This is a genomic window from Pseudomonas sp. C8002 (genome assembly GCF_013385765.1).
Lineage (GTDB): Bacteria > Pseudomonadota > Gammaproteobacteria > Pseudomonadales > Pseudomonadaceae > Aquipseudomonas.
Map to the genome: position 1 here is coordinate 292,298 of NZ_JACAPJ010000008.1, position 24,679 is coordinate 316,976.

Annotated in this window: 19 protein-coding genes and 1 pseudogene; 5 read left to right on the forward strand and 15 right to left on the reverse strand. The window is 62.9% G+C overall.

Features of this window, described 5'->3' with window-relative positions:
• Positions 1–144 precede the first annotated feature (144 nt).
• Together HX814_RS15045 and cbiE are read right to left on the reverse strand one after the other, a co-directional pair.
• Positions 145–864 carry a cobalt-precorrin-6A reductase gene (locus tag HX814_RS15045; RefSeq protein WP_177008336.1) on the reverse strand — a complete coding sequence of 240 codons (720 nt, stop codon included), beginning with the start codon at positions 862–864 and terminating at the stop codon, positions 145–147.
• On the reverse strand, positions 861–2,066 hold the full coding sequence (gene cbiE, locus HX814_RS15050) for a precorrin-6y C5,15-methyltransferase (decarboxylating) subunit CbiE (RefSeq protein ID WP_177008337.1): 1,206 nt from the start codon (positions 2,064–2,066) through the stop codon (positions 861–863). Before cbiE ends, HX814_RS15045 begins: the two co-directional genes overlap by 4 nt.
• A 95-nt stretch (positions 2,067–2,161) precedes the next feature.
• Between cbiE and cobG the strand changes: the two genes are divergently transcribed.
• The 5 genes from cobG (at position 2,162) to HX814_RS15075 (ending at position 7,547) form a co-directional block, all read left to right on the forward strand.
• Positions 2,162–3,463 carry a precorrin-3B synthase gene (gene cobG, locus HX814_RS15055; RefSeq protein WP_371318524.1) on the forward strand — a complete coding sequence of 434 codons (1,302 nt, stop codon included), beginning with the start codon at positions 2,162–2,164 and terminating at the stop codon, positions 3,461–3,463.
• Positions 3,456–4,082, forward strand: a complete 627-nt coding sequence (locus tag HX814_RS15060; RefSeq protein WP_003217338.1) for a precorrin-8X methylmutase — start codon at positions 3,456–3,458, stop codon at positions 4,080–4,082. The genes cobG and HX814_RS15060 overlap by 8 nt, the downstream gene beginning before the upstream one ends.
• Positions 4,082–4,813 (forward strand): precorrin-2 C(20)-methyltransferase, encoded by a 732-nt coding sequence (locus HX814_RS15065; RefSeq protein ID WP_003217336.1) that lies wholly within the window; start codon positions 4,082–4,084, stop codon positions 4,811–4,813. Before HX814_RS15060 ends, HX814_RS15065 begins: the two co-directional genes overlap by 1 nt.
• Positions 4,813–6,453: a precorrin-3B C(17)-methyltransferase gene (cobJ, locus tag HX814_RS15070; RefSeq protein ID WP_177008338.1), complete on the forward strand. Its 1,641-nt coding sequence runs from the start codon at positions 4,813–4,815 to the stop codon at positions 6,451–6,453. The genes HX814_RS15065 and cobJ overlap by 1 nt, the downstream gene beginning before the upstream one ends.
• A gap of 302 nt (positions 6,454–6,755) precedes the next feature.
• Positions 6,756–7,547: a hypothetical protein gene (locus tag HX814_RS15075; protein WP_102606174.1), complete on the forward strand. Its 792-nt coding sequence runs from the start codon at positions 6,756–6,758 to the stop codon at positions 7,545–7,547.
• Between the two features lies 1 nt (position 7,548).
• Here the strand turns inward: HX814_RS15075 and HX814_RS15080 are convergent, their stop codons facing one another.
• The 13 genes and pseudogenes from HX814_RS15080 to HX814_RS15140 form a co-directional block, all read right to left on the reverse strand.
• Positions 7,549–8,145 (reverse strand): MarC family protein, encoded by a 597-nt coding sequence (locus HX814_RS15080; protein WP_003217330.1) that lies wholly within the window; start codon positions 8,143–8,145, stop codon positions 7,549–7,551.
• 184 nt (positions 8,146–8,329) lie between these two features.
• Entirely contained in the window at positions 8,330–11,107 is a 2,778-nt protein-coding gene (locus HX814_RS15085; RefSeq protein ID WP_102606175.1) for a hybrid sensor histidine kinase/response regulator, read from the reverse strand.
• A gap of 102 nt (positions 11,108–11,209) precedes the next feature.
• Positions 11,210–12,502 carry a phosphoribosylamine--glycine ligase gene (purD, locus tag HX814_RS15090; protein ID WP_003217326.1) on the reverse strand — a complete coding sequence of 431 codons (1,293 nt, stop codon included), beginning with the start codon at positions 12,500–12,502 and terminating at the stop codon, positions 11,210–11,212.
• 138 nt (positions 12,503–12,640) lie between these two features.
• Entirely contained in the window at positions 12,641–14,248 is a 1,608-nt protein-coding gene (purH, locus tag HX814_RS15095) for a bifunctional phosphoribosylaminoimidazolecarboxamide formyltransferase/IMP cyclohydrolase (protein ID WP_008439025.1), read from the reverse strand.
• 81 nt (positions 14,249–14,329) lie between these two features.
• A complete protein-coding gene (gene fis / locus HX814_RS15100; RefSeq protein ID WP_003186237.1) occupies positions 14,330–14,650 on the reverse strand; it encodes a DNA-binding transcriptional regulator Fis in 321 nt (106 codons plus the stop codon).
• Positions 14,647–15,660 (reverse strand): tRNA dihydrouridine synthase DusB, encoded by a 1,014-nt coding sequence (gene dusB / locus HX814_RS15105; protein WP_003217321.1) that lies wholly within the window; start codon positions 15,658–15,660, stop codon positions 14,647–14,649. The genes fis and dusB overlap by 4 nt, the downstream gene beginning before the upstream one ends.
• 185 nt (positions 15,661–15,845) lie before the next feature.
• Positions 15,846–17,108, reverse strand: a complete 1,263-nt coding sequence (locus HX814_RS15110) for a DUF3426 domain-containing protein (RefSeq protein WP_177008339.1) — start codon at positions 17,106–17,108, stop codon at positions 15,846–15,848.
• Positions 17,109–17,138: 30 nt separating this feature from the next.
• Positions 17,139–18,017 carry a 50S ribosomal protein L11 methyltransferase gene (prmA, locus tag HX814_RS15115; protein ID WP_003217316.1) on the reverse strand — a complete coding sequence of 293 codons (879 nt, stop codon included), beginning with the start codon at positions 18,015–18,017 and terminating at the stop codon, positions 17,139–17,141.
• Between the two features lie 288 nt (positions 18,018–18,305).
• Complete coding sequence (gene accC / locus HX814_RS15120) at positions 18,306–19,667, reverse strand: acetyl-CoA carboxylase biotin carboxylase subunit (RefSeq protein WP_003217312.1); 1,362 nt, start codon at positions 19,665–19,667, stop codon at positions 18,306–18,308.
• Positions 19,668–19,684: 17 nt separating this feature from the next.
• Positions 19,685–20,146, reverse strand: coding sequence for an acetyl-CoA carboxylase biotin carboxyl carrier protein (gene accB / locus HX814_RS15125; RefSeq protein WP_003217309.1), 462 nt, complete (start codon positions 20,144–20,146; stop codon positions 19,685–19,687).
• A 25-nt stretch (positions 20,147–20,171) separates the two neighbouring features.
• Entirely contained in the window at positions 20,172–20,627 is a 456-nt protein-coding gene (gene aroQ / locus HX814_RS15130; protein WP_003217307.1) for a type II 3-dehydroquinate dehydratase, read from the reverse strand.
• Positions 20,628–20,891: 264 nt separating this feature from the next.
• Positions 20,892–21,386, reverse strand: a pseudogene (locus tag HX814_RS31695) (methyl-accepting chemotaxis protein); the annotation flags it as partial.
• Between the two features lie 1,519 nt (positions 21,387–22,905).
• Entirely contained in the window at positions 22,906–24,576 is a 1,671-nt protein-coding gene (locus HX814_RS15140; RefSeq protein WP_008439016.1) for a PleD family two-component system response regulator, read from the reverse strand.
• Positions 24,577–24,679 lie beyond the last annotated feature (103 nt).

A 24,679-nucleotide genomic window follows, 5' to 3' on the forward strand; every position in this document is an offset into this window, starting at 1 on the left:
GGTTCTCGGACACCGATAATGTAGCGCTTCATGATCGTGAGTCCTACGGTAGGTTGACCTGATGATTGTATGAGCGTGTGATAATCATCGACGATAAAGAGTGCCCACAGGATGCGAACAGCATCAGATGCTTGAGCAACCCGTCTACTGCGACTGTATGGCCAAGAGCAGGGAGACGACACTCGTGAACTCCCGATTCACCCTCGACAACACCGGCCGCCTCAACACCAACACCGGCACCCCCCGCTCCCGTGCCACTTCCAGCTTCGGCTCGGTAGCCGTGCTGCCGCTGTTCTTGCTGATCAGCACATCAATCTGCCGCCGCTCAAACAGCGCCCGTTCATCCTCGATCAAAAACGGCCCACGGGCGCCAATCACTTCGCAGCGTTCATTGCCGGGGTACACATCCAGTGCGCGCAGTGTCCAGAACTGCTCGGCGGGGATTTCGTCGAGGTGTTGTAACGGTTCACGGCCCAGCGTGAACAGTGGTCGCTTGAAGGGTTTCAGAGCTTCAATCAACTCCGCCCAGTCACCGACTTCGCGCCAGTCATCATCCGCCTGTGGCTGCCACGCCGGGCGGCGCAGGGCCCAGCAGGGAATGCCACACACACCCGCAGCACGGGCGGCGTTGGCGCTGATCTGTGCGGCATACGGATGGGTCGCGTCCAGCACCAGCTCGATACCTTCATCGCGAATGAACTGCGCCAAACCTTCCGCGCCGCCATAGCCACCGACGCGCACCTGGCACGTAAGGTCGGTGGGAACGCGGCCAACACCCGCCAGGCTGTAGACATGCTCGGGCCCCAGTGTGCGGGCGATGGCCAGGGCTTCCGTCACGCCGCCCAACAGCAGGATGCGTTTCATAGCGGCTTGATCACTTCCAGCAGGGTGATCGGCAGCGCCTGGCGCCAGGTATCAAAGTCTCCCAGCGGTTGGGCATGGGCCACATGAATGCGGGTCAGCTCGCCGCCGTGTTGTTCGCGCCAGGCCATCAGGGGCATTTCACTTTGCAGGGTCACGGCGTTGGCCACCAGCCGGCCGCCCGGACGCAGGTGTTGCCAGCAAGTGTCGAGCACGCCGTCGCGGGTGACGCCGCCGCCGATGAAGATGGCGTCGGGCGCTTCCAGGCCAGCGAGTGCGTGGGGCGCGGTGCCGCGAATCAGTTGCAGGCCGGGTACGCCAAGGGCGTCACGGTTGTGTTCGATCAACAGTTGCCGGCCTTCATCGGCCTCGATGGCCAGGGCGCGGCAGCTGGGGTGGGCGCGCATCCATTCGATCCCGATGGAGCCGCTGCCCGCGCCCACGTCCCACAGCAGTTCGCCGGGCATCGGCGCGAGGCGGGCGAGGGTCATGGCGCGCACGTCGCGCTTGGTCAGTTGGCCGTCGTGCCTGAAGGCCGAGTCCGGCAGCCCTGCCAGGCGTGACAGGCGCGCTGTGTTGGCGTCGGCCACGCAGTCGATGGCCAGCAGATTCAACGCGGCAATCGGTTCGCCAGGCCAATCCCGGGCGATGCCGTCGATGCGCCGCTCATCCGGCCCGCCGAGGTGTTCAAACACACTCAGGCGACTTGCGCCAAACCCGCGCTCGGCCAATTGTGTGGCAATCGCCGCCGGGCTCTGGCCGTCATTGCTCAGCACCAGCAAACGCACGCCGCTGGCCAGATGCGCATTCAGCGCCGCCATCGGCCGGGCAACCACCGACAGCGTCACTACCTCTTGCAACGGCCAGCCCAGACGCGCCGCCGCCAGGGACACGGAAGAGGGCGCCGGCAGAATCAGCAGCTCATCGGCCGGCACCTGCCGCGCCAGGCTCGCACCCACGCCATAGAACATCGGGTCGCCGCTGGCCAGCACGCACACCGCTTCACCACGCCTGGCCAGCACCGGCTCCAGGGAAAACGGGCTGGGCCACACCTGGCGTTCGCCACGGATGCACACCGGCAACAAGTCCAGCTGGCGTTGCCCGCCAATAATGCGCGAGGCGCGCAACAGGGCGTGCCGGGCGTTTCTGCCCAGGCCCTTGAAGCCGTCTTCACCGATGCCTACTACCGTCAGCCAGGGCGACATATGAATTCCTTGAACGACATCCGACGGGCAGGCTTTTCATGCCGCCGGACAAAGCAGGCATAATACCGCGCCTTTACCCGTGAACCGGTAGCCCCGTGAAACCAATACCACCGTCCAATACCTTGCGCCCCTCGGCCTGTCCGGGGTTGCTGCGTATTGTCCAGGCGTTGGATGGCGGGATTTGCCGCATCAAACTGGCGGGCGGTTCGATCCGTGCCGAGCAGGCGTTTGCCGTGGCCGACGCCGCCCAGGCCCATGCCGGCGGGGTGATCGAGGCGACCAACCGCGCCAACCTGCAGATTCGCGGGATCGGCGCCGAACAGGATGCATTGATCGCCGCCTTGCTGGCCGCCGACCTGGGCCCCAAGCGTGCCGCCGGTGATGATGTGCGCAACCTGATGCTGAGCCCCAGTGCCGGCATTGACCGCGAGATGCTGTTCGATACCCGACCGTTGGCCGACCAGATCCTCACCATCCTGGAAACCCACCCGCGTTTCCATGAGCTGTCGGCCAAGTTCGCCGTGCAACTGGACGGCGGTGAAGCCCTGGCCATGCTCGAGCATCATCACGACCTGTGGCTGTCAGCCTTCGATGCCAATGGCAACACGCTGTTGGCATTCGGCCTGGCAGGCTGCCCGGCGCGGGATGCGCCCTTGGCGGCGGTACCTTTGGCGCAAGGGCATGCACTGGTGGTGGCGGTGCTGGAGCGGTTCCTTGAACTGGCCCGGCCTGATCAAACCCGCATGCGCCACCTGCTGGCTGAAACCGCTGTGGATAACTTTTTGCGGCAGCTGAATATGCCATTGCAGCCGGTTGATGGCTTTTCAAGGCACTCCAACCCCGCGCCGCTGCACCTGGGAAGTTATCCACAGCGCCAAAAAAACCAGGTCTACGTCGCCGCCGTCGCACCCTTGGGCCGCCTGGATTCGGCGATGCTCAGGGGCGCTGCGCAGCTGGCCGTCGACCATGGCGACGCCACCTTGCGTGTCACGCCATGGCAAGGCCTGCTGCTGCCCAATATCCAGGATGCGGCGGCTGTCACCGAACGCCTCGAACAGCTTGGCTTTTTGTGTTCGGTGGACCAACCCCTCGCACGGATGATCGCCTGCACCGGCTCCAGCGGCTGCGCCAAAGGCCTGGCCGACACCAAGACCGACGCCCTGCAATTGGCAACGCTTGCGCCCGGCCACAGCGTGCACCTGTCCGGCTGCCCGCGTTCCTGCGCGGCCGCACACACCGCGCCGGTCACCCTGCTGGCGGTAAGTCCCGGCCACTACGACCTCTATTTTCGCGACGCAGGCCTGCCCGGTTTCGGCCGCCTGCACGCGCGCACTCTTTCTATTGAAGCGGCGGGCGCCTTGTTGCGCGCTCACCCACGGAGCAACACCGATGATTGATTACATCCGCGACGGTCAGGAGATCTATCGCAACTCCTTCGCGATCATTCGCGCAGAAGCCCGGCTTGATCGCATCCCTGCCGACCTGGAAAAACTCGCGGTGCGGGTGATTCATGCCTGCGGCATGGTCGACGCCATCGACGGCCTGCAATTTTCCGAAGGTGCCGGCAAGGCCGGGCGCGAAGCCCTGGCCGCTGGCGCGCCGATCCTGTGTGATGCGCGGATGGTCTCCGAAGGCGTGACCCGTACGCGCCTGCCGGCCAACAATCAGGTGATCTGCACCCTGCGCGACGACAGCGTGCCGGAGTTGGCCCGCGAGTTGGGCAACACCCGTTCCGCCGCCGCCCTGGAGCTGTGGCGCCCGCACCTGGAAGGCAGTGTGGTGGTGATCGGCAATGCGCCGACAGCGCTGTTTTACCTGCTGGAAATGCTCGACGCCGGCGCGCCAAAACCTGCACTGATCCTCGGGTTCCCGGTGGGCTTTGTCGGCGCCGCCGAATCCAAGGCGATGCTGGCGGCAGACAGCCGCGGCGTACCGTTCGTGATCATGCAGGGCCGCCTTGGCGGCAGTGCGATGGCCGCCGCCGCGGTCAACGCCTTGGCCACGGAGGTCGAATAATGCCGGCACGCGGACGTTTGATTGGCCTGGGCGTAGGCCCCGGCGATCCGGAACTGATTACCCTCAAAGCCCTGCGCCTGCTGCGCGAATCGCCGGTGGTGGCGTACTTCGTGGCCAAGGGCAAGAAGGGCAACGCTTTCGGCATCATCGAAGACCATTTGGTGCCCCAGCAAACCCTGATGCCGCTGGTGTACCCGGTGACCACTGAAGTGTTGCCGGCGCCGCTGTCCTACGAGCAAGTGATCAGCGATTTCTACGACACCGCCAGTGTCGACGTTGCGGCACACCTGGACGCGGGGCGCGATGTGGCGGTGATCTGTGAAGGCGACCCGTTCTTCTACGGCTCCTACATGTATTTGCACGACCGCCTGGCCGAGCGCTACGAAGCCCAGGTGATCCCGGGTGTGTGCTCGATGCTCGGTGGCGCCTCTGTACTGGGCGCACCGTTGGTGTATCGCAACCAGAGCCTGTCGGTGCTTTCCGGCGTGCTGCCCCATGACGAACTCAAGCGTCGCCTGGCGGATGCCGATGCGGCGGTGATCATGAAGCTGGGGCGCAACTTCACCAAGGTGCGTCAGGTACTGGAAGAATTGGGATTGGCGAGCCGGGCGTTGTACGTCGAGCGCGCGACCATGGCCAATCAGAAAATCGTCGCTCTGGATCAGGTCGATCCGACGTCCTCGCCGTATTTCTCGTTGATCATCGTTCCTGGTGAAAGGTGGCAAGGCTGATGACGGCTCCCGCGATTGTCATCCTGGGGCAGGGCAGCCTCGCCACGGCCCGCGCTATCCAGCAGGTGTATCCCGACGCACTGATTCACGGCCTGGCCGGGCGGGTCGAGGGCGCAGATCAGGCCTATAACGAATTCGGCGCCAGCGTGCGCCAGTTGTATCAACAGGGCACGCCGATCATCGCCCTGTGCGCCGCCGGGATTGTGATCCGCACCCTGGCGCCGCTGTTGCTGGAGAAGGGCGTCGAGCCTGCTGTGCTGGCCGTCGCCGAAGACGGCAGCGCGGTAGTGCCGCTGCTCGGTGGCCTCGGTGGCGTGAACGTGATGGCGCGGGAAATCGCCGCTGCCCTGGACGTTGCCGCCGCGATCACCACCAGTGGCGAGCTGCGTTTTGGTACCTGCCTGCTTAACCCGCCCCATGGTTATCAACTGGGGGATCTGGAGCTGGGCAAACGCTTTGTCTCGGATTTGCTGGCTGGCGAATCAGTACGCATTGAAGGCGCGGCGCCGTGGCTGGATCAGGCCAACTTGCCCCAGGATCAACAGGCGCGCCTGGCGATTCACGTCGGCAGTGCCGAGCGCACACCTGCGGCCAATGAGTTGCTGATTTATCCGAAGACGGTGCTGGTTACCTGCCAGCCGGGGCCGCAACTGGCCGGGCGAATTCGTGCGGCGTTGCAGGATGCCGGGCTCGCCGTGCAGTCCCTGGCTTGCCTGCTGGCGGCTGAAACGGAGATGGCCGATTCGTCATTGCACGAGGCGGCGTTGGAGCTGGGCGTGCCATTGCGCTTCGCCGATCTGGCGCCTCAGGCGGATATCGCGATCACGGTGGCCGAGGCCCCTCTGGACCTGTCCCTGATCGGTCGTCCCCGTGGCCGCCTCGCGGTGATCGGCTTGGGCCCCGGCGCTGCCGAACTGATGGTACCGGCAGTAAAAGCCGAGCTGGCCCGCTGCACCGACGTGCTGGGTTACGAAACCTATGTGCGCATGGCCGGGCCGTTCCGCGCGGACCAGATCCAGCATTGCACCGACAATCGCGAAGAGATGCAGCGCGCGCGTCATGCCTTTGAGCTGGCGGCGCAGGGTCGTTCGGTGGTGGTGGTTTCCTCGGGTGACCCGGGTGTATTCGCCATGGCCGCCGCGGTGATCGAAGCCTTGCACGAGTCCAGCGACCCGGCCTGGCATCAGGTCGACCTGGAGATTTTGCCGGGCGTATCGGCATCCCTCGCCACGGCAGCCCAGGCAGGTGCCCCGCTGGGGCATGACTTCTGTGTGATGTCACTGTCGGACAACCTCAAACCCTGGTCGATCATCGAGAAGCGCCTGGACCTGGCGTCCCAGGCCGACCTGGCGCTGGCGTTCTATAACCCGATCTCCCGTGCGCGGCCCTGGCAGTTGGGACGCGCCCTGGAAATCGTCGCGCAGCACCGCACGCCTGAAACACCGGTGGTATTGGGCCGTGACATCGGTCGCCCGGGCCAGACCCTGCGAGTCACCACCCTGGGGCAACTGACGCCGGAGCAGGTGGACATGCGCACCATGGTGCTGATCGGTTCGTCCACCACCTGCGTCTTTGCGCGGGCAGGTGGTGGCGAGTGGGTCTACACGCCACGTTGGTACGGCGAGAAACCCGCCTCCTGAAAACAACGGCGGCCCCGCCATGGGGCCGCCTTGAAACGTCAGTCATTGATGCCGGAAAGGTCTGCTTGCCGAGGTTTTTTTGCATCGGCTCAAGTCATACCTTTCTCTACGGCTTGAAGAAAAGCACGGCGCTTTTGTGTGCCGCCGCCTCATCCCCAGCGTTTACTCAACTGCGCCGCCTGCGGTGATTTTTCCTGCGGGTCGTGGCGCGTCCCGTGGTCAATTTCCAGCAGCTCAAAATCCCCGGCAAGTCGACTAGTGTTGGCGTTGAGCCCCATGTTGGGGGTTATGGAGAAATGGCTATGGAGCGAAACAACAAACGGATCAACAGCGCAAAAAGGAGGAAGCTGATTGCCGCTTACCGGCTTCCGGGCGCGCCCGGCCTGGCGTCGGGGTTGAGCGCGCCGGTGAAGCCCGAGGCGGATGATGAGCTGGACGCGGCGGTGGTGAACAACAGCGTCATGTCGTTTGTGCAAGGCATGACCAGCCTCAACAAGGAGTACACCCGCAAAAGCTATTTGCTGGCGAGCAGCTACGTCAGCGATGTGCTGCGGGTCGCCCGGGGCACAGAGGCCTGGTACAACGAATTCATCAAGGTCATGAGCAGCCTCGGCTGGATGCCGGTCAGGAGCAGTTTCGAGCGGGTGTACACCTCTCGCAAGGGGCTGTCGGTGCAGTTGGCGGCGCTGAACCTGATGGCGGCCACCGTGGCCTCGACGTTTCTGTCGGGGCCGCTGATCAGTGTATTGCCCAAACGGGTGGCGGAGGCGGTTGAAGCCTTGAAGCAGCTCCCGGCCTCATTTGAGTTATTCAAGCGAAATACCACCACGCGTGACGGTGGCGATTTCGGCTTGGCGTCCTGCTCGGAAATCGCCGGGGAAGTTTCGATGGTGCTGGTGACGTACAGCTCCCACGGCGTCAGCAAGCAACTGGGCATACCGTTTCTGGAGTGGGACAGTGCATCCGTCGAGGCCTTCAGTGGCCGCACGTGCCTGGTGCTGAACAGCTCGGTGGTCAACGAAGACACGATTCAACTGCTGCGGGACAGCGCAGGGGACAAGGTCCGCCTGGCTATCGCCAACTACAGGATTTGATCTACGGCACCAGGTAACCGCGTACACCGGTGAAGATGATTTGTGCGGCCAGGGCGCACACGAACAGCCCCATCAACCGGCTGACAATCTGCAAGCCCTGGTCGCCGAGGATGCGTTCGATACGGTTGGACAGGTACAGCACCACGCCCACCGTCAGGCTGGCCAGGGCGATACTGAGGATCGCGGTGATCTTGTCGTCCCAGTGCGGCTGGCTGACGCCCATCACCAGCAGCGCACCGATGGTGCCGGGGCCGACGGTCAGGGGAATGGTCAGCGGCACGATGGTCACGTCCTGCTGCACGTTGTCGGTCTGCACCGCTGACTTGCCCTGGGCCATGCCCAGGGCCGAGATGAACAGCACACTGCCGGCGCCGATGCGGAAGGCGTCGACGGTGATGCCGAACACACTGAAAATCACCCGGCCGAACAGGTAGAGCAACACGCTCGATACCAGGGTGGCGAGGGCCACTTTCCAGGCCAGGCGCCGCCGCTCCTTGCTGGAGTACCCGCGAGTCAGGCTGATAAAGCAGGAGAGCACGAAGAAGGGGCTGTAGAGCACCAGCATCTTCAGGTAAACGCTGAATAGCACGTGGAGCATGGTGGGAGCTCGCAGCGAAGGAGGGCGAGCGGGAGTTTATCAGGCCTGTGACGAACGGGCTGCACTGATCCCCTGTAGGAGCGAGCTTGCTCGCGAAGGTCGTTAACGATAACGCGGGCTTTCTGGTTTAACGCGGCGCTCTCAGGTTCTTCGCGAGCAAGCTCGCTCCTACAGGTTGGGCGTGTCAGGAAGTCGGGGCGTGCTCGGGGCGTTGTGCCCGCTGTGCTACCCAGTACTCCACCAGCTCGCGCAATTGCGACAACTCCACCGGCTTGGCCATGTGCCCGTCCATCCCGGCCTGGCGTGCACGCTCTTTATGTTCCGAAAGAATGTGCGCGGTGAGTGCCACGATTGGCGTACGAATCCGCTGGTTGCTGACCTCCCATGCCCGCAGTTGCTGGGTCGCGGAGAAGCCGTCGAGGATCGGCATTTCACAGTCCATCAACACCAGGTCGTAGCGCTGGGCCTTCATTGCCTGCAGGGCTTCTTCGCCGTTGCTGGCGGTGTCGGGCTGCAAGTTGAGCTTGCCGAGCATGCCGCGAATCACCTTGGTGGAGATGCTGTTGTCCTCCGCCACCAGGATCCGGAAATCACTCGGCACGGTCACCGGGGCCGGCGCGCTGATCGCCGGCTGGCGTGGTTGCACGGAGCCCTTGCTGCGCTGGGTCAACTCATCGGCAAGGGTGGTCTTGAGGGTATAGCCGGCCACGGGTTTGGCGAGGATGCGCTTGATCCCGCAGTTGCGCGCGATGATCTTGCTCGGCGCATTGCTGATGCCGGTGAGCATGATCAGCAGGATGTCGTGGTTCAGGCTCGGGTCTTCCTTGATCTTCGCCGCCAGTTGCATGCCGGTCATGCCGGGCATGTTCTGGTCCAGCAGCACCACGTCGAAATAGTCCCGCAGGTGCGCCTTGGTGCGCAGCAGCGCCAGGGCTTCCTTGCCCGAAGGCACGGCACTCACGTTCAGGCCCCAGGCCGTGCATTGCTGCACCAGCACTTTGCGGCAAGTGTCGTTGTCGTCCACCACCAGCACGCGCGCGCCCTTGAGCGGGCCGTCGAGGTCGGAGGTCGGGTGCTCCAGGCGTTCCGGGTCCAGCGGCAAGGTCAGCCACAGGGTGCTGCCTTGCTGGCTGCCACTTTTGATGCCGAATTCGCCGTTCATCAACAGGATCAGCTGGCGGGCAATGACCAGGCCCAGATGGCCGCTCAGGCGGGTGGCAGAGAGGAAGTTCTTGCTGTGCAACTCGCTGTGCAGCAGGGCGTCGCGCTCGGCGGGTTCCATCGGCAGGCCGCTGTCTTGCACGGCAATGCGCAGGCGCGGTTTGCTGCTGCGCTCGTCCAGTGCGACGACGATCAGTACTTCGCCTTCATCGGTTTTTTGCAGGGCATTTTCCAGCAGGCTCAACAGTGCCTGGCGCAGCCGCGTCGGGTCGCCGCTGATCACCCGGGGTACCTGGGGCTGGATAAAGCTGATCAGCTCGACGTTCTGCTGCTCGGCCTTGGCGCGGAAAATACTCAGGCAGTCTTCGATCAGCGCGTTGAGGTCGAACTGCACATCGTCCAATTCGATCTGCCCGGATTCCAGCTTGGAGATGTCGAGAATCTCGTTGATCAGGGTGAGCAGTTCGTTGCCGGCGCTGTGGATGGTTTGCACGTAGTCGCGTTGCTTGACTGAAAGCGGGGTGCCCAGCAGCAGTTCGGTCATGCCCAGCACGCCGTTCATGGGGGTGCGGATTTCGTGGCTGATCTTCGCCAGGAATTCGGCCTTGGCGGCGATTTCGGCGTTGCTGGCCGCCAGGTCGCGGCTGAGGCTGAAGTTGTCTTCGGTGATGGCGCGCTGGCGTTCGCCCAGGGCCAGGCTCATCAACAGGCCACTGAGGCAGATAAAGCCGAGCAGGGTGATGATCAAGCCTTGTGGCGGCACCAGCGTCAGGCCCAGCAAGGCCGGGAGAATAATCAGCGTGCCGATGTTGAAGATCACCATCGCCAGCATGAACAGGCGCGCCGGGCGGTAGCCCTTTTGCCAGTGATAGGCCGAGACGAACAACATGCTCAGGCCGGCCAGCGCCACCAGGGCGTAGGTGATGATGTTCAGGGGCAAGGTGTTGACGAACAGCAGCAACAGGCCGGTCAGGACGATCAGCAGGATGTCGGCCATCAACAGCTTGTTCAGCGGATGCGGGCCCAGTGGCGCAAAGAAGCGGTAGGCAAACATCAGCCCGCACGGCGCGGTCAGCAGCAGGGCGAGGTAGGCACCGGGGGTTTGTACCGCGTGCCAGTTCGGCAACCACGGGCCCAGCACGTTGAGCAGCAGCGCAAGGCTGAGCAGCAACAGCAATTCGCAGGCGGCGAGCCACAGGCTGCTGCGGGAGCGATGGTAGGCGTAGCGGGTGAGGTTGTGCAGGATCAGCATCACCAGGCAACCGAACAGCAGCCCGTAGATCAGCGTCTGGTTCTGGTTGGCCGCAGCCAGCACGGCCGGCTCAAGGGTGATGTAGGGGCGCAGCTCGTGTTCCGAGACCATGCGCAGGTACACGTCCAGCGGCTTCTGGCTTTGCGGCATCGGCAGCATGAAGTCGCTGCTGGGCAGCGGGCGCTCGGCCTGGGGCTGGCGGGTGCCGGTAGCTTCCTGCTCCACCAGGGTGTCGCCGTCGAGTACATACAGGTTCAGGTGTGACAGGTCAGGGGCGAATACCCGCAGCACTTGCTCGTGTTTGCCGGGTTGCAGCCTGAAGCGTACCCACAACGCACCGTCCGGTTGCGCGGCGGTAATCCGGTCCAGTTCGATGGGGCTGAATTGATTGATGTAGCGGGGCGAGCGGATGTCGCTCAGTTGCAGATCGGCCTGTTCATCAAGCAATACTGCCCAGCCACTGCCTTGTGCGGCGGCCTGGGCCGGGAGCAAGCAGAGCAAGGTCAGCAGACTGACAGTGAAACCTATGGCGATCCTGAGCCAGCGCACGGCGAAATCCCTTCGTAGGTTGATGCATGGGTATAACTATGCGCGGGGCCACAAGCGTAGGGCAAGGGCCAGAGGCCCCTGCCTAACCGAACGGATAGCTGTTTACTGACTTTCGCCACGCTCACGGGCAATGGCGCGGTAGCCAATGTCGGTGCGGTAGAAGCAGCCTTTCCAGTCGATCTTCGCCGCCAGCTTGTAAGCCTGTTGCTGGGCGGCATCTACGCTGCTGCCCATGGCGGTTGCGCACAGTACGCGACCACCGGCGGTGACGACCTTGCCATCCTTGAGCGCGGTGCCCGCGTGGAACACCTTGCCTTCCAGCGTAGCAGCCGCGTCCAGACCTTCAATCACATCGCCCTTGGCGTAGTCGGCCGGGTAGCCGCCGGCGGCCAGCACGATGCCGACGCTCGGGCGCGGGTCCCACTGGGCTTCGACCTTGTCCAGGGCCTGGGCCAGCGCAGCTTCAACCAACAGCACCAGGCTCGATTGCAGGCGCAGCATCACCGGTTGGGTTTCCGGGTCGCCGAAGCGGCAGTTGAACTCGATGACTTTCGGATTGCCGGCCTTGTCGATCATCAAGCCGGCGTACAGGAAACCGGTGTACACATTGCCTTCGTCGGCCATGCCGCGCACGGTTGGCCAGATGACCAGGTCCATCACGCGCTTGTGCACTTCGGCGGTTACCACTGGCGCCGGGGAGTAGGCACCCATGCCGCCGGTGTTCGGGCCGCTGTCGCCGTCACCCACGCGTTTGTGGTCCTGGCTGGTGGCCATCGGCAAGACGTTCTTGCCGTCGACCATTACGATGAAGCTGGCTTCTTCGCCGTCGAGGAACTCTTCGATCACTACGCGCGAACCGGCTTCACCGAAAGCATTGCCGGCGAGCATGTCGCGCACGGCGTCTTCGGCTTCAGCCAGGGTCATCGCGACGATCACGCCTTTACCGGCGGCCAGGCCGTCGGCCTTGATCACGATCGGTGCACCGACTTCACGCAGGTAGGCCAGGGCCGGCTCGATCTCGGTGAAGTTCTGGTAGTCGGCGGTCGGGATCTTGTGGCGCGCCAGGAAATCCTTGGTGAAGGCTTTCGAGCCTTCCAGCTGGGCAGCGCCGGCGGTTGGGCCGAAGCAGTCCAGGCCGCGGCTGCGGAACAGGTCCACAACGCCAGCTACCAAGGGCACTTCCGGGCCGACGATGGTCAGGGAAACGTTTTTCTCGGCAAAGTCCGCCAGTTGCTCAAGGGCCAACACGTCGATGGCGACGTTTTCGCACTTGGCTTCAATGGCGGTACCGGCGTTGCCGGGGGCGACGAAAACTTTCTGGACACGTGGGTCCTGGGCAACTTTCCAGGCCAGGGCGTGTTCACGGCCACCGCTGCCAATGATCAAAACATTCATTTCAAAAACCTCGGATGACGCTGAATTCTGACCGTTCCCACGCTCTGCGTGGGAATGCCTCTTGTGACGCTCTGCGTCACGCTTTGGGACGCGGAGCGTCCCGGGCTGCATTCCCACGCAGAGCGTGGGAACGAGCAATCAGTGACGGAAGTGGCGCATGCCGGTGAAGACCATGGCAATGCCGGCTTCATCAGCCGCTGCAATCACTTCTGCGTCACGCATCGAGCCGCCCGGTTGGATCACGGCGGTAACACCGGCTTTCGCGGCGTTGTCCAGGCCATCACGGAACGGGAAGAATGCGTCGGACGCCATCACCGAACCGGCGACCTGCAGGCCGGCATGTTCTGCCTTGATCGCAGCGATGCGTGCCGAATTCACGCGGCTCATCTGGCCCGCGCCGACACCGATGGTCTGGCGGTTCTTGGCGTAGACGATGGCGTTGGATTTAACGTACTTGGCGACTTTCCAGGCGAAGATCAGGTCGTTGATTTCCTGTTCGGTCGGGGCGCGCTTGGTCACCACTTTCAGATCGGCGCTGCCGATCATGCCGATGTCGCGGCTCTGTACCAGCAAGCCGCCGTTGACGCGCTTGTAGTCCCAGGCAGCGGCACGTTCGGCCGACCACTCGCCGCACGCCAGCAGGCGCACATTGGCCTTGGCGGCAACGATGGCGCGAGCCTCTTCACTGACGGATGGCGCGATGATCACTTCAACGAACTGACGCTCGACGATCGCCTTGGCGGTCTCGGCGTCCAGCTCACGGTTGAAGGCGATGATGCCGCCGAAGGCCGACTCGGTGTCGGTGGCGTAGGCCAGTTCGTAGGCCTGGCGGATACCGCCTTCAGCGTCCGGGCTCACGGCCACGCCGCACGGGTTGGCGTGCTTGACGATCACGCAGGCTGGCTTGACGAAGCTCTTCACACATTCCAGCGCGGCGTCGGTGTCGGCCACGTTGTTGTACGACAGCTCTTTGCCTTGCAGTTGGGTCGCGGTGGCGATGCCGACTTCAGCAGGCTTGGCCTCAACGTAGAACGCCGCGCTCTGGTGCGGGTTCTCGCCGTAGCGCATTTCCTGGGCCTTGATGAACTGGCTGTTGAAGGTGCGCGGGAACTGGCTGCGACCTTCTGTGCTGAGGGTTTCAGCGGCCTGGTTCACGGTGCCCATGTAGTTGGCGATCATGCCGTCGTAGGCAGCGGTGTGTTCGAAGGCCTTGAGCATCAGGTCGAAGCGCTGGGCGTAGGTCAGGCCGCCGGCTTTCAGGCTTTCCAGTACGTTGGCGTAGTCGCTGGCGTTCACCACGATGGCCACGTCTTTGTGGTTCTTGGCTGCCGAGCGAACCATGGTCGGGCCGCCGATATCGATGTTTTCGATGGCGGTCGGCAGGTCGCAGCCTGGCTTGTTGATGGTGGCTTCGAACGGGTACAGGTTAACGGCCACCAGGTCGATCGGCTTGATGCCGTGCTCGCTCATGATGGCGTCGTCGATACCGCGACGACCGAGGATCCCGCCGTGGATTTTCGGGTGCAGGGTCTTGACCCGACCGTCCATCATTTCTGCGAAACCGGTGTAGTCCGCCACTTCCACTGCGGCCACGCCGTTGTCCTGCAGCAGTTTGAAGGTCCCGCCGGTGGAGAGAATCTCCACGCCCAGGGCTTCCAGCTCCCGGGCAAATTCGAGGATCCCGGTCTTGTCGGAGACACTGATCAAGGCACGGCGGATCGGCAGGCGGGTAGTCTGGTCGGTCATTTCAATTTCCATCAAAAGCAAAGGAGTCAGCAAAAAAGGCGTCCGTTTTTACGCGGGCGCCTTTATGGTTTGATTGAATGCTTACAGCAAATCGTACTGCTTGAGTTTCTTGCGCAGCGTGCCACGGTTCAGACCGAGCAGCTCACTGGCCTTGGTCTGGTTGCCCTTGACGTAGTTCATCACGCTTTCGAGCAACGGCGCTTCGACTTCGGAGAGCACCAGGTTGTACACGTCCGTGACGGCAGCGCCCTCAAGGTGGGCGAAATAATTGTGCAGCGCCTTCTCGACACTCCCGCGAAGGGTCTGGCCTTCTTCGCTCGGCGTGTTGAGGTGCTGTTTCAAATTGACGTTGTCGCTCACGGGTGTTGTTCCACTCACTAAAGTCTCGGTCATCATCGTCATGCGGCCACCCCTTCTCCGTCCCCTGTCACCAGGCTCTTGTAACGCTCGGAGAAGAACTCACGAACGTTGGCGCACTGTGCTTCCGTATCATCCAAACGATTGAAGTGGGCGCGAAACTCCCTGGCGCCCGGCAAGGTTGCGAGATACCAGCCCACATGCTTGCGAGCAATGCGTACTCCCATCACGTCTCCGTAGAAAGCGTGCAGGGCGGCCAGATGCTCTAGCAGAATACGTTCCACCTCGATCAGCTCCGGTGCCGGCAAGGTTTCGCCGGTACGCAGAAAATGCTCGATCTCACGAAAAATCCACGGCCGCCCCTGGGCAGCCCGGCCAATCAACAGGCCATCGGCGCCGGTCGCGTGCAGCACGCGCCGGGCTTTCTCGGCTGAGTCGATGTCGCCGTTGGCAAAGACGGGAATCGACACCGCCTGCTTGATCGCGGCAATGGTGTCGTACTCGGCTTCACCGGTGTAAAGGTCGGCGCGGGTGCGGCCATGCACCGCCAGCGCTGTAATGCCCGCCTGCTCGGCGATCTTCGCCACCGTCAGGCCATTCTTGTTGTCCCGGTCCCAACCGGTGCGGATCTTCAGGGTGACCGGCACATCCACTGCAGCGACAACGGCATGCAGGATCTCGCTCACCAACTGCTCATCCTTCAACAGGGCAGAACCTGCGGCCTTGTTGCAGACCTTCTTGGCCGGGCAACCCATGTTGATATCAATAATCTGCGCCCCCAACTCCACGTTGGCCCGGGCCGCATCCGCCAGCATCTGCGCATCACCGCCGGCGATCTGTACCGAGCGGGGCTCGGGATCACCTTCGTGGATCATGCGCATCCGCGATTTGCGGGTGTTCCATAGGCTCATGTCGCTGGTGACCATTTCCGAGACTACAAGCCCTGCGCCCAAACGCTTGCAAAGCTGACGAAAGGGCTGGTCGGTGACGCCCGCCATCGGGGCGAGGATCAAGCCGTTGTGCAATGTGTATGGGCCGATGCGTACCGCCGACATAGGACTTCCCTGTTGTGGGGCCGGATCATTAGAGTTCGAAAAAGGGTTGGCATGATACCCGCTCTCGATGACTGGATAAAGGCTGAATTGGATAAAATCTGAGCAGTTATTTTCTTATCGCCGCAGGTTTGGTCAAAGGCGATGCAGTCAATAATCTGCCGTCAAGCACCGGCCAGGCAGCCGTTTCACTCGGGGGAGTGGAAGCTCAGGCTGTAATTCACCGCTTTGTTGCCCGGGTCGAGGATGTCCAGGGCAATGTGGATCGGCGTCTGGGAGGGCATCTCGGTCACGCCTGCCAACTCGCCGCTGAGGTATTCGGCGGGTTTGAAGCGACGACTGGCGATCATATTCCCGTTCATGTCGGCAAAGCGTAGCTCCAGCAGCGGGAACGGTTGGGAGAATGTCGCGCGGTTATAGATGATCGCGTCCACCACCAGGGCACCGGCAAACTCCGGGTGGCTGCGCACCACCAGGTTGCTGCTCTTGATGTGGGCGATATCGACCCGGGATGGCACGGTGCAGCCCAGTTTCGGGCACAGTTCCTGGAACCATGGACGGTAGGCGTCCTGGCGTGCCAGGTCGTCGAATTGGTAGGCGACGTATTGTCCCGCCAGGCCGGCGGCGGCCAGCAGCACCAGCAAGCCCCAGAACAGGCGGCGGCCCCAGCCGGAGGAACGCTTCTGTGAATACAGGTGCAGCGGGTCGTCTTCCAGGTCCGAAAGCAGGTCGTCGTGGGCGCCGGCCTCGGGGCGAGGGCGCTTGCGTTTGGGCTGCGGGCGTTCCGGTTGTTCGGGTTCCGGCTCGTCCGCTACGGCGGTTACCGGTGGGTCGAGTTCGTCATCGGTGGTGCTTGTGTGCAGCGGTGGTTCGTCGTCCGGCTCTACCGCTTCAAACGACATCGACGGTTCGGTGCGCTTGGGTTTGCCTGGGCTTGCCTTGGCCGGTTGCGGTTCCTCGTCGGCCGTTTGCGGGGCTTGGGCCCGTTCATCCCGGGGTTCGCTGAACAGGCTGGAGGCCCATTGCTCTTCCTCGGCCTTGGCCGTATCACGGCTGGCGCTGAGGGCATCTTCCTTTTGCCGACGATCGGCGCCGGGCTGGCGACGGTCGGCACCCACGGGCTGGGTGTGCTGGATCTCGCGACGTTCCAGCTTGGCCAGTTCTACGTCGAGGTCCAGGTTATCCAGGTCCAGCTCTTCGGCGGTCCATTGCTTCTGGCTGATGGCTCGCGGCGCTTGGGGTGGCGGTTCTACGGCTGCCGGCGGCTCTGCCGCAGGTGGTGCCTGGGGCGCGGGCGCATTGGCGCGCTGCTCCAGCAGTTGGCGAGCGGCATTGAACACTTGCAGGCACGACCCACAGCGCACCACGCCACGGGCCACGCTCAATTGAGCGTGGTTGACGCGAAAGCGTGCTTGGCAGTGTGGGCACTGGGTGACGAAACTGTCGGTCATGCGGCCATCCGATTCATGCAGGCGCTCATTCTAGCGCCGACGACCACTGATGCGTACCCAGCCATCGCGGTTGGCGATCGGATCCAGCTCAAAATCCTGGGCGTAGGCGGCGGCAACGTCTTCGCCCTGTTCGGCGAGGATGCCCGACAGCGCCAGGCGGCCGCCCGGCTTGACCAGGCTCGACAGCTGCGGCGCCAGGGAAACCAGCGGCCCGGCAAGGATATTGGCCACCAGCACGTCGGCTTGCACCTGGGGCAATTGCTCCGGCAGGTACAGCGGGAATTTCTCTTCGGCGATGTTATTGCGCCCGGCGTTATCGCGGGAGGCTTCCAGGGCTTGCACGTCGATATCGGTGCCGACCGCTTCCTTGGCGCCCAGCAGCAGGGCGGCGATCGCCAGGATCCCCGAACCGCAGCCGAAGTCCAGCACGTTGCAGTCTTTCAGGTCCTGGCCATCGAGCCATTCCAGGCACAGCGCGGTGGTGGGGTGGGTGCCGGTGCCGAACGCCAGGCCCGGGTCCAGCAGCAGGTTCACGGCGTCAGGCTCGGGGGCGGCATGCCAGCTCGGCACGATCCACAGGCGCTGGCCAAAACGCATTGGCTGGAAGTTGTCCATCCAGCTGCGTTCCCAGTCCTGGTCTTCGATGATTTCGCTGTGATGCTCCGGCAGCGGGCCGCCGGTGAGCAGTTCCATGTGGGCCAGGACGCTGGCGGCATCGGTGCCGTCTTCGAACAGGGCCAGCAGATGGGTGTGGGACCACAGCGGGGTGGTGTTGAGCTCGGGTTCGAAGATCGGCTGGTCTTCGGCGTCCATGAAGGTCACCGACACGGCGCCCACTTCGAGGAACGCGTCTTCGTAGGTTTCGGCTTGTTCTGGGCTGATGGCGAGACGGACTTGCAGCCAAGGCATGGCGGGCACCTTTGAAAAAATGAGTGTGCAGCGGGGTAGGGCTGCGAAAGACGCGCAAGTTTACGCGAGCGAACAGCAGAAGACGACTGTACTGCTGGTGTACACAGAACAAAATGTGGGAGCGGGCTTGCTCGCGAATGCGGTGTGTCAGTAATGGATGTGTTGACTGGCACACCGCATTCGCGAGCAAGCCCGCTCCCACAAGGGGAATGTATCCATCCAGAAAAATCGGGTGGGCAGAAACAACAAAACCGCCCGAAGGCGGCTTTGTTGGGTGGAGCACTTCGCTTACTGATTAGCCAGCTTGTGTTCCAGGTAGTGAATGTTCACACCACCTTCGCAGAAGCCTTCATCGCGAACCAGGTCCCGATGCAGCGGGATGTTGGTCTTGATGCCGTCTACCACAATTTCGTCCAGGGCATTACGCATACGGGCCATGGCCTCGTCGCGGGTGGCGCCCCAGGTGATCAGCTTGCCGATCAGCGAGTCGTAGTTGGACGGAACCTTGTAGCCGCTGTACAGGTGCGAATCCACACGTACGCCGTTGCCGCCGGGCGCGTGGAAATGCTTGACCAGGCCAGGGCTTGGGATAAAGGTTTTCGGGTCTTCGGCGTTGATCCGGCACTCCAGGGAGTGGCCGTGGATCTTCACATCATCCTGGGTAAACGACAGCTTGTTGCCAGCGGCGATGCTCAGCATCTCCTTGACGATGTCGATACCGGTGACCATCTCCGAAACCGGATGCTCTACCTGCACACGAGTGTTCATCTCGATGAAGTAGAAACGGCCGTTTTCGTACAGGAACTCGAAAGTGCCCGCGCCACGGTAGTTGATGTCGATGCACGCCTTGACGCAGCGAGCCAGTACTTCCTGGCGAGCTGTTTCGTCCAGGCCCGGTGCCGGCGCCTCTTCCAGTACCTTCTGGTGACGACGTTGCAGCGAGCAATCGCGGTCACCCAGGTGGATGGCGTGGCCCTGGCCGTCGGACAGTACCTGCACTTCCACGTGACGTGGGTTGGTCAGGTACTTTTCCAGGTAGACCATCGGGTTGCCGAACCAGGCGGCAGCTTCCGAGCGAGTCTGCTTGGCGGCTTCGATCAGTTCTTCTTCCTTGTGCACCACGCGCATGCCGCGACCACCACCGCCACCGGCGGCCTTGATGATCACCGGGTAACCGACTTCGCGACCAATGCGCAGGGCGGTTGCCTCGTCTTCAGGCAGTGGGCCGTCGGAACCTGGAACGGTAGGTACGCCGGCCGCGATCATGGCGTCCTTGGCCGATACCTTGTCGCCCATCAGGCGAATGGTTTCGGCTTTCGGGCCGATGAAGGCAAACCCGGATTTCTCCACCTGTTCGGCGAAATCGGCGTTTTCCGCGAGGAAGCCGTAGCCGGGGTGGATGCCATCAGCGCCGGTCACTTCAGCGGCGGCGATGATGTTCGAGACTTTCAGGTACGAGTTCGTGGCCAGTGGCGGGCCGATGCAGATGCTTTCGTCCGCCAGTTTCACGTGCATCAATTCGGTATCGGCCGTCGAGTAAACAGCGACGGTCTTGATGCCCTCTTCCTTACAGGCGCGCAGGATACGCAGCGCGATCTCGCCGCGGTTGGCGATCAGGACTTTTTGCAGTTTCTTCGCAGGTTTCAACATCGAAGGCGCTCCGCGGTTCAAACGATGGTGAACAGCGGCTGGTCGTACTCAACCGGCTGACCGTTTTCTACCAGGATGGATTCGATGACGCCGGCTTTTTCCGCCGTGATGTGGTTCATCATCTTCATCGCTTCAACGATGCAGATGGTGTCGCCCACTTTCACGGTTGCGCCGACTTCAACGAAGGCTGGCGAGGTCGGTGCCGGGGTGCGGTAGAAGGTACCGACCATTGGCGACTTGACCACGAAACCGTTCAGTTTTGGAGCAGCCGGAGCTTCGGCAGCAGCCGCGACCGGAGCAGCCGCCACGGGTGCAGCGGCCGGAGCCGGCGCTTGCATCTGTGGTGCGTAGAACTGTTGGGCCGGGGTCTTGCTGTGACGGCTGATCCGTACGGATTCCTCGCCTTCCTTGATCTCCAGCTCGTCGATACCGGATTCTTCCAGCAGTTCGATCAGTTTCTTAACTTTACGGATATCCATGAATCATCAACTCCCAAAGGGTCGGTCAGGGGCGCTTGGCCGTGTCTTCAAGCTGTTCCAGGGCGGCCTCCAGGGCCAGTCGGTAACCGCTGGCGCCAAGGCCGCAGATCACTCCTACCGCAACGTCGGAGAAGTAAGAGTGATGGCGGAAAGGTTCGCGTTTGTGCACGTTCGATAAATGCACTTCGATGAATGGGATGCTCACCGCCAGCAGCGCGTCACGTAATGCAACGCTTGTGTGCGTAAAAGCGGCGGGATTGATCAGGATAAAGTCCACGCCTTCGCTGCGCGCGGCATGGATGCGATCAATCAGTTCGTACTCGGCATTGCTTTGCAGGTAGAGCAGATGGTGGCCGGCATCACGTGCCCGTCGTTCCAGATCGAGGTTGATCTGTTCGAGGGTCACTGCCCCGTAGACGCCCGGTTCGCGGGTGCCGAGCAGGTTCAGGTTGGGTCCGTGAAGAACCAGTAAGGTCGCCATCGGCTGTTCCTTGTTATTGATGTGGGCACGGTAGAACCCGGCGACTATGCCGCAAAGGCTTTGTGACTGTCCAGTTCTATGCAGTAGGCAGCACGATTAGCGAGGATTGCGCAAAATATGTGACCGCAAGGCTGAATCCGGTCAGTGTGGGAGCTGGCTTGCCTGCGATGGCGGTGGTTCAGCCGCCACATGCGTTGACGGGTGCGCCGCCTTCGCGAGCAAGCCCGCTCCCACATTTTGATCTTCACAAGACGGGAGAGCCGGTCAGACGCGGAATGCCTGCACGGCGGTGTTGAGTTGCCCGCCTAGTACCAATAAGTGCTCGCCCTGGCGGCGTCCCTGGCCAATTCGCAGCAAGTTGTCCTCGCCCAGCTGGTGAATCCGCTCGCTGTTATCGCGGATTTCACTCACGGCGCCACTTTGCTGGGCCGTCACATCGGCGATCCGCACGGCGGTGTCGGAAATGGTCTGGATCGCCCCGACGATTTCATCCAGCGCGCCGTCAGCCGCCTGGGCTTGTTCGGCAGTGGCCTCGGCGTGTTCGACCTGGGCACGCATGCCTTCCACCGATTGCCGGGCGGCGGTTTGCAGGCCGGCGATCAGGTGCTGGATTTCGGCGGTGGCGCCAGCGGTGCGCTGGGCCAGGGAGCGCACCTCATCGGCCACCACGGCGAACCCGCGCCCGGCTTCACCGGCCCGGGCGGCTTCGATGGCGGCGTTCAGCGCCAGCAGGTTGGTCTGGTCGGCAATCGAGCGAATCACCGTGAGTACGCCGCCGATGGTCGCGGACTCTTCGGCGAGTTTCTCGATCATCTGCGCATTTATCTGCACTTCGCCGACCAATGCGTGCAACCCGGTCAGGCTCAGGCCGATCACCCGTTGGCCCTGCTCGACGGCCTGGCCCGCGCTGCGGCTGGCCTCGGCAGCCTGGCTGGCGTCGCCGGCAACCTGCTGGATAGTCGCTTCCAGTTCGCCCAGGGAATCGCGAATCTGCGCGGTATCACCGGCCTGGCGCTCGGCCCCGTCGTGCATGCCGCTGCTCAACTCCGCCAGCGCGCTGCTGCTGCCGGCCACTTGCTCGGCGTTGCCTCTGATGGTGCCCACCAGGTCCACCAGGTAGGCGCGCAGGCGGTTCAGGGACTCTTCGATATCGTGCAGTTCGCGGTTGGTCTTGCCCAGGGCAATGTGTTGGCTGAAGTCACCTTCGGCCCAGGTGGACAAGGCCGGCGCCAGGTTGGTCAGCACCCGCGCCAGGCGCCGCTGCAAGGTGTCGATCAAGAGGGCGATCAGCAGAATCAGGCCGATCATCACGCCTTGCATCAGCCGCACTTCGCCCTGGATCTGCGCGTGCTGGGCGCGCACCACAGGCTCCAGCCCGGCGATGGCTTGCTGCACGGCGTTGATTTTCAAGTGGGTGGCGGTGGCCAGTTCGGTGCGTTGCTGGATTTGTTCGCGGGTGCGTTTCAGCTCGGCGGGGTAGCGGGTCAGCAGGCTGTTGAGTTCGCGCTTGAGGTCGACGCCGGTGTCCTGGGCCACGGTTTTTTCAGTGTTTTCCAGGCCCATCATGGCCGAGAAATCGTCGGTACTGGACTCGCTGCTGGCGGTTACCCCCAGTAATGGCAACTGCCCCAGCACGTCAGCCTGGCTGCGGATATTACTGACTTCGCGCTCCACATCGTCAGCCAGTTCGCTGCGCCCGCTGCTCACCAGCTTGTCCCGGGCCAGGGAGAGTTTCGCCAGGTGCTGGGACGCAGCGAGCAACGGCGGCAGATAGCGCGCCGCCTCGGGCGTACTGACGCCGCTGGCGTACTGGTTCAATTGCTCCAGGTTGGCACCGAGTTCGCGTTCGGCTTGCAGCAGCAGGGCTTGCGGGTCGCCGGCCAGCTTACCGGCGGCCAGCAGGTCGGTCTTGCCGAAGGTGTCCAGGTCGGCAAGGCTGGGGCGCAGGTTTTGCGCCAGCTCTGCGGGTAACTCATCCAGCTGCTGCAACAGGTTTTCCAGGCTCTGGCTGGCGCTGCTCAGGCGCAGGGCGTCGCCGCTGGCGAGGTAATCGTCGATATTGCGCGCGGCCTGGTTCTGGAACGTCTGCGACAGGCCAAGGTAGCGCTCCATCAGCAGGTAAGGCCGTTCCAGGGCACGTTGCGACCACCAGAGCGTAGCGCCCAGGGCCAGGCAAACGGCGACCAGAAGGAGGGTGTTCAGATTCGTCAGCAGCTTCAGGCGCATGCGTGGTTTCAACCGACAGCAGAAGTAAGTGCCTGAAGTTATTGCGTTTCCATTACAGAGTTATGACGGATTCGGTGGATTCCGGTGAAAAGGTGGCACTTTGCTTTGATGCACGCGCCGACATCACCCGGTTACGCCCGGCATCCTTGGCGCGGTACAGCGCCTCGTCGGCCTGGGCCGCCATCATCAGGCTGTCGGAGCCATCACACAGCTCCACCACGCCGGCACTGAACGTGCACCACAAATCCTGGGGCTGGGCGGGATAGTGAATCTCGGCAAAGCGCCCGCGAATCTCGTCAAGTACTTGGCAAGCCCTGTCGAGGTCGGTGTCGGGCATCACGATGGCAAATTCTTCGCCGCCGTAACGGCCTATATAGTCGGTCTTGCGCAGGCGCTGCTTGAGAAACAGCGCGAGGCTCTTGATCACCCGGTCGCCCATGGGGTGGCCGTGGCTGTCGTTGACCCGCTTGAAGTGGTCGATGTCGAGCATCGCAAAACTCAGTGGCTTGCTCTCGCGGCGCGCGCGGAAGCTGCAGTCTTCGAGCAGTTGCAGGATGTGGGTGTGGTTGTACAGCCCGGTGAGGCTGTCGCGCACCATCCGCGCCTTGAGGTTGCGTGCCCGCGCGGCGCGGTTGCGTACGGTGGTGATCAGGTGCCGGGGCTTGATCGGCTTGGTGAGGAAGTCGTCGCCGCCTTCGCTCATGGCGTCCAGTTGCTTGTCCAGGTCGTCTTCGGCCGAGAGGTAGATGATCGGCACGCTGACGTAGCGGTCATTGTGACGGATCACCTTGGCCAGCTCGGTACCGGTGCAGGCCGGCATATACATGTCGAGGATGATCAGGTCGGGCTGGAAGTCCGCCAGCTCGGCCATGGCCTGGATCGGTTCGATCAGGGTGCGGGTAACGATACCGGCACTGTTGAGCAGGCGCTCGGTGTGCATCGCCTGGGCCCGCGAGTCGTCGATGATCAGCACTTTATAAGGTTCGTACTGGGCGACGCAGGTCAGCACCTCGATTTTTTCCAGCAGGCTCGACGCCTCCAGGGTGCCGGTGAGGAACTCCTGGCCGCCGGCGCGCACGGCGGCCAGGCGGGTGGGGGTGTCGGTTTCGTGCAGGCTGAAAAACAGCAGTGGCAGCTTTTGCTCCAGGCCTTCCTGGGCTTCGGCGGCGAGCTTCAGGCCGAGGCCGGCGCCGCAGAAATCCACATCCATCACAATGGCCGCCGGCAAGCGCTCGGCCATGGATGAGCGAAACGCCGCCACGCTGTCGAGGGACTGGGCGCTCAAGCCGAAAAATTCCAGCTGCTTGGCCAGGCGGTCGGCGCGGTCGTGATCGGCCAGCATCACGTAGATCGGCTTGCGCATCGGCGGCAGCAGGGTTTGTTCCAGCTGGTCGCCCTGGCGCAGCCCGGTGCGCGACAGGCGCTGCATCAAACGGTTGAGTTCGGTGATCAGGTGGCTGCTCAGGCGGCCGCGGTTGTCGTCCACCGCCTTGAGTGAAGCGCCGATCTGGTGCGCCAGCTGGCCGTGTTCCGGCTGCTCGAAGCGCTCGGCAAAACGCAGCAGGCGCAGGTTGGCCTCACTGAGCTCGGACAAGTCAGTGGTCGACCATTCGCTGCGTTGCAGGCGCTGCCAGATCTCAAGAATTTGACGTGCCTGATGAATTACCCGCTGGGCAAAATGGTGCTTGAGACGCTCACGGCTGGGGTCTTCTGGCTCGGTCATATCCTGACTACTAGTTAGGCTGCATGCTGAGGTCGAACTGATGGCTCTATGCTAGCACCTCTTTTCCGTTGCACGAGTGTCATACGTCAATTAACTGCAAGGT